General features: G+C 33.6%; 6 protein-coding genes. 4 read left to right on the top strand and 2 right to left on the bottom strand.

The genetic code is table 11. The annotated features are described in order from the left end of the window. The first annotated feature begins 266 nt into the window (after positions 1-266). Genes VF399_07505 through VF399_07490 form a run of 4 tightly spaced genes read left to right on the top strand, consistent with a single transcriptional unit; the run spans position 267 to position 3,836 of the window. Entirely contained in the window at positions 267-1,406 is a 1,140-nt protein-coding gene (locus VF399_07505; GenBank protein HEX7320184.1) for a hypothetical protein, read from the top strand. A 60-nt stretch (positions 1,407-1,466) separates the two neighbouring features. Further along, a complete protein-coding gene (locus tag VF399_07500; GenBank protein ID HEX7320183.1) occupies positions 1,467-2,609 on the top strand; it encodes a ParB/Srx family N-terminal domain-containing protein in 1,143 nt (380 codons plus the stop codon). Between the two features lie 58 nt (positions 2,610-2,667). After that, positions 2,668-3,477, top strand: coding sequence for a restriction endonuclease (locus VF399_07495; GenBank protein ID HEX7320182.1), 810 nt, complete (start codon positions 2,668-2,670; stop codon positions 3,475-3,477). A gap of 14 nt (positions 3,478-3,491) precedes the next feature. Beyond that, positions 3,492-3,836 carry a hypothetical protein gene (locus tag VF399_07490; GenBank protein HEX7320181.1) on the top strand — a complete coding sequence of 115 codons (345 nt, stop codon included), beginning with the start codon at positions 3,492-3,494 and terminating at the stop codon, positions 3,834-3,836. Between the two features lie 350 nt (positions 3,837-4,186). Here VF399_07490 and VF399_07485 read toward each other — a convergent pair whose 3' ends face one another. Next, entirely contained in the window at positions 4,187-5,602 is a 1,416-nt protein-coding gene (locus VF399_07485; protein ID HEX7320180.1) for a hypothetical protein, read from the bottom strand. Between the two features lie 85 nt (positions 5,603-5,687). Next, positions 5,688-5,861, bottom strand: coding sequence for a hypothetical protein (locus VF399_07480; GenBank protein HEX7320179.1), 174 nt, complete (start codon positions 5,859-5,861; stop codon positions 5,688-5,690). Positions 5,862-6,000: the final 139 nt, after the last annotated feature.

Genomic DNA, 6,000 nt, shown 5'->3' with positions numbered 1-6,000 from the left:
GATTCCTCGCCCTTTAACATCGCCAATACCACCCCAAGCTTTTCCTCGAGCGTCCAAATCTTGCGGTTCATCGTAAAACTCCTTTCCAAGCCCGCAAGTATACCTTATATTCATGTCCAAGTCAAACGGGGAGCATTCCGCAATACTGTCTAAGCAATATGCGGATATGTCAAATAGTAAACGAGGAGCATGAATTATACTCAAATGAACGCGCAAAGTTATTTAAAAATACCCATGAAATAATAAGACAAAGAAATGATTAATTTGTGACAATGATATTGAAACGACATCATAAGAGAAAGAATATTTTATTGATTGAACCTGGGTATGAGAGTCACTATCCTCCTTTAGGATTAATGAAAATATCTACTTGGCATAAAAACAAAGGAGATGTTGTTGATTTCATAAAGGACAATAATAATAACCATGACTTTTTTGGTAGTAATCAGGTTAAACTCAAAAAAAATTATGACAAAATATACATAACAACATTATTCACTTATCATGCAATCACAGTTATAGAATCTATCAAACATTTTCAATCGCAATATCCACATGCTGAAATTAAAGTTGGGGGTATATTTGCCACTTTGCTACCAAACGTCATAAAAGAGCAAACGGGTATAAACCCCCATCTTGGTCTTTTAGACGGTGCTGAACATGTTGCTCCAGATTATTCGTTATTTCCTAAGTTACGGTGTTCAATAACATTTACGTCGAGAGGATGCAAAAGAAAATGCATGTTTTGCGCAGTTAGATGTCACGAACCACAATTTTTTATTAAAGAAGATTGGGAAAAAGATATAGATATTTCAAAAGAGAGGATTATTTTTTGGGATAATAATTGGTTGTTTTCGCCACGATTTGTGACTGATGTCGAAAATTTAAAGCGTCTTAACAAAATATTTGATTTCAATCAAGGTTTGGATTGCAGGCTTTTTGACAAAGAAAAAGCCAAATTATTATCAACAGTAAGAATCAAACCTTTACGTTTTGCTTTCGATAATCATTCAGAAGAGGGGTATATACAATCCGCGATAAAAACAGCAGAAAAAATTGGATTTAATGATATCAGAGTTTATGTTTTATATAATTCAGAAGATCCTAATGATACACCGGATTATTTTTTCTATCGAATAAATGAATTGAACAAACTTGGTGTATTATCTTATCCAATGCGATATCGATCTATTAATAGTATTGAAAATCACTTTGTATCACCCCGTTGGGAAAAACCTATACTTCGCGCTGTAAAACTGTGTTTAATGTTCTTTTACTCTTACGGAATGATTAGAAGAAATCGCGAAGCATTCACAGCTCTTTTCGGAAAAAACGCCAAGGAATTTAAGGAAAAAATGTGTAAGATTTATGAAAGCGACAAAAAAAAGAAAAAGAAGAATAAATGATGAAGATCAAAGATATTAGTACAACATTAAGGATAACGAAAATATAAGAGGAGGTGCTTCATGCCAAGAAATAAGGAAACAACAATTTACGCCGAACTATTAAATATGAAAGTAGAAAGAGTAAAGATAGAACAAATCTATCTTGATCCTAATAATCCCAGACTCGAAATTCCTGGAAAAGAGAAAATATTAGATAGTAGAATAGTTGAACCTAATATACAGAACGAATATATGAGTCAAATAAAAAGTAAGGGTATTGTGGATTTAACTGAAAGCATAAGCACTTCTGGCTTTTGGATCGTTGATAGAATTGTATTAAGGCCACTGGTTGCTGATAAATATGTTGTTGTTGAAGGCAACAGAAGAGTTGCAGCACTCAAAACCCTAAAGGAAAATCATGAAAAAGGAATCAAAACACTGGCTAAGCAGATAATTGGCGGCATAGAAAAATTTGAGGCATTGAAATACACGGGTAGTAATCCCGATATTGCCTGGATTATTCAAGGTTTTAGACATACGCCTGGTATCAAGTCTTGGGAACGGTACCCGAAAGCAAAATTTTTTGCAGATTTCGAAAAAGCGAGTAGTAAAGAGTTGCAAGATATTGCTTCACTTTTTGGAATAAAACCTGCTAAGGAACTTACACACTTGATTCGTTCATATTATGCATTTGAACAGGCAAAACAAGATGATGAATATGGTGATATGCTCACGCCAGACAAATTTGGGCATTTTGATGAAATAATTATGGTAAAAGAAGGATTGAAGATATGGTTAGGTTGGGATGATACATCCCGCAAATTTACTAAGACTGATAATTTGAGAAAGTATCTTTCTTGGGCAACATCTCAAGAAGACGTAAAACCAAGGATTGATATTTCTCCAACTACCCGAGACACATTAGCAAAGCTCGTACAGCCAGAATACAAAAAGCTGTTTGATAAGTTCAGTAATGGTGAACTTAATCTTATTCAATGTGCAAACGAACTCCATCAAGAAGAAACAAAAAGAATGCCAATTGATATCACAGATATTATCAAGCATTTACGTGATGCAGAACAAGTCATAAATACACTACCGATACCTAAATTACAGTCACCTAAATCGAAGGAAGAAAGACTCCAGAGAGTCAATCTTGTCGAGATATTAAGAAAGATGATTAACACATCACGCCTACAAATAAATAATCTCACAAGGAAATGAAGTCATGAGTATTAATTTGCCAACTGTAAAAGTAGCAAGAGAGGTGTACGATGAAATAATGAAGATGAAAGAGGATAAAATTAATCTCAAAGACTATTGCACCAAGAAAATAGAGAAAATGTATCCTGGACAAAGCCCACTTGAAATCACAGATAGTCTTGATGATATACTACCAAAGGTTGAATCATATTTTGTAACGCGAAAGGAAGTTTGCGATTCCAGAGGCGTAGGAGCTGAGTATGAACTGTGTGAGTCACTACCGCACATGATTATTAGCTATAGCCTCATACATAATGAAAGTCTTTGGTTGGCAAATTTCAGAAAATGTAGAGCAACTATTTTAAGAACAATGTGTAGTATGCCTTGGCAGGGATTTGAAAAACTATGTGTTGATTTACTAAAGATTTCTGGTGTGAATCCAGTAAAACAGACCAAAACGAATCAAGAAGGAATAGACTTTATCGGTTTATATAATATCGACAAAGAAATCTCATTGGGAATTATTCCCAAAAAATATCAGATAAAAGTAATTGGACAAGCAAAACGATACTCAAAAAAAGTAGAGCCAGGTTTGGTTCGATCATTCAAGACATACTATGACGAAACAAGAAATGGGCAAGTCGATTTGCCCATTTGGTTCACGAAAAACGAAGGGCCTATTTTGGGCATATTTTATGCTACCTCATCATTCACGCGGAGGGCTGCAAATTTTGCTCAAAAAGAATGGATAATATTAAAAAATGGTGAACAGATTATAGAGGATCTTACTAAATTACCTATTGATAAAAATTGGTTTTCGCAAGATAAAAAGGGGGAGTTAAAATTCAATAAAGAATTATTTATTTCAAGATGGACTAATAGATCTTAGGTTTGGAGGTATGAATGTCTCATTACCAGTATGGAAGAAGAAAAGAATTTCAAGTCGGTGAGTTTCTTAAGAGACGTAAATATCAATGGTCGATAGCAAGAGGAAGTAGAGGACCCATTGATGTTATGGCAGTGAAAGGTCGCAGAAAGTGGGCAATTCAAGTAAAATCAACAAGAAAAATTTCCATTTCTTATGCACGGTTGACAATAGACGATGAAAAAAAATTAGTAATGTCTGCGAAAAGAAAAAATGCTATTCCTGTATTGGCTTTAGTGGTAGGAAATAGTGTTGGTTTTTTCAAAATTTCTAATAGAGATTTAATGTTGCGTGGTAAATTGAGACCGCTACAATATAAGTAATATAAGTATTATTTGTTCAAAAATGATCTAATATCTGCTTGTTGAAGGATAAGAGAATGGAGCCATCATAGTTGTGTCATTAAGCATGACCAAGTGATAATAACATATATATAAAAATTCGCATTCGTCAACACACTGCCTTTTGATGACCGTGAGAAGTAAGTAGACAAGTTTGTGTCACTTAGTCCTGCCAAATGCTGAGGATTAAAAGAATGGTGTACTCCTGGCTGTGTTATTGGTTCCACAAAATGACTAAATCATAAATATAAAATTCGCAGTCGTTAATAAATGAACATAGAAAATCAAAAGCAAATTAAGTATTATTAAAAGTTATCAACAAATAAAGAAAATCAAGAAATCCGTTTAATATGATCATATATTTCTTTCCAGTTTTGGACTCGTATAATGTTTGAAGGCAAATTATTTCTCATTTCTTTTTCTTTATCAGGCAAACATTCAAGGGGTTCATTGTACGGATGAGATAGCAGAAAAACAACATCGCAGATATAAGAAAGTTTTACCGCTTTTTCTATGTCGTCTTCAACAAAAAACCTTATATTTTTTTCTCTGGATAAATAAAATCTATTATTAAAATGTCCACGAGGGTCAGATGAATAATCATTACCTTTTTCAAAAATTAATCTATCATATTTTATTTGATTAGCCTTTAACCATTCATTTGTAATTTGCTTGAGAGGTATTTCCTTTTTTAATATAATATATTTTTTTAATGAAAGTATTCGCAATATCTTAAATAATAATCTTGAAAATGAAAAACTATTACAAACCCCTAAGAATATATCAATGTATTGTAATAATTCTTGTTCGTTACTATGCTCAGGCCATCCCCTCCATGTAAATACATAAATTTTTAATTTAAATTTATTGCGTAAATCTCTTATTGAATCGTAGGCATGTTCAATTATAGGCATGTCTTTCCAATATTGAGGATCATTAAAAACAGCCAGCTCATGATCGCGAGTCACATTTAGATTAGGATCTTTGTGAACGGGCATATAGTGAATGTCTTCGGGCTTGATACTAATAATATTATTTGTTTTTTCTCTAAGTAAATTACAAAATTGCTCTCTATGTTTATTTAGAACTCCATCAATATCAATACCCAAAATATTTGATTTCAAATATTTGGTTTCTCTACGTCTTGCGAGTATTTCATAAATAAGGGTATGTATTAACCATAAACATACATAGATTATCATACACCCTATTCCAAAAGACAATGATTTTAAATCGTTCGAAGCAGGAATATTTAGAAAAATATACAATGCTGCACAAGCATACAATGAGTTTATTATTGCAAATACCATTACTACTGGAAAGAAAAACCAAGGTTCATAATATTTTGGAATATAAGGACATTGGGGTAAGGATCTCATATGCAGCTTAAAATTTATGTCTATTTTAGAATTATCGTAAAAATATTTTCTTATCCCATTTACTGTTCTTGCATAGAGAATTGCATCAAATCGATGATTGATTATATATATTGATACAAGTATTCCAATAAATACAAATGATAAAAGAACGATAATTAAGAAATCTTTGAATTTCTCACATAATTGTAAGGCTTCTGGTAAGGAAGTCAGTCTAAGTAATACAGCCACTGCTGAAAGTGGCAGAGCCATTATAAGCAAATAATGTCTAAAAAATGACGTTATACTTTCTATAGATTTAAAATGTGCCTTTACAATATTCTCATATTCCGATAAAAGAAACTTTTCGAATTTATTTTCATCGTTTGTCATTTCTTATCCTTTTTTCGAGGGATACCCGGGGTTGTCCAGTTCACTGTTGAAATTCGGTAACAAACTCTATTCATAATATATGATATTATGCAACCACCGGGTTGTCAAGAGCCTTGTTTTGCTTTAAGGCTGCGACTAACCTGGGTAGATCGCGATAGCCTCTGATCTTACGGGTCCTTTTTTCAGCCTCGATCAGATCCAGTACCACCCAGCGTTCAGCCATCCGACCGTTACGCCATCGCTTCACGTACTTCGACACCTGACGCACGTCCGAAAAACACTCTCAATCAGATTTGTGGTCTGCAAGGATTGCCGAAATGCCCTGGGCAACCCTAAATCAATCACGGGCAAGGTGTCTGCTAAATCATCTTCCAAACTGCGCGCCGCACCCGGATAAC

This window comes from bacterium (genome assembly GCA_036382775.1).
Classification (GTDB): domain Bacteria; phylum Hydrothermota; class Tepidihabitantia; order SM23-42; family JAOAFX01; genus DASVHD01.
This window is presented reverse-complemented; position numbering and strand designations above follow the sequence as displayed.

Bases quoted from the DNA above. Each gene is read 5' to 3' on its own strand.
- VF399_07500 (HEX7320183.1), top strand. From the start codon at position 1,467: ATGCCAAGAAATAAGGAAACAACAATTTACGCCGAACTATTAAATATG.
- VF399_07495 (HEX7320182.1), top strand. From the start codon at position 2,668: ATGAAGATGAAAGAGGATAAAATTAATCTCAAAGACTATTGCACCAAG.
- VF399_07490 (HEX7320181.1), top strand. From the start codon at position 3,492: ATGTCTCATTACCAGTATGGAAGAAGAAAAGAATTTCAAGTCGGTGAG.
- VF399_07485 (HEX7320180.1), bottom strand. From the start codon at position 5,602: ATGACAAACGATGAAAATAAATTCGAAAAGTTTCTTTTATCGGAATAT.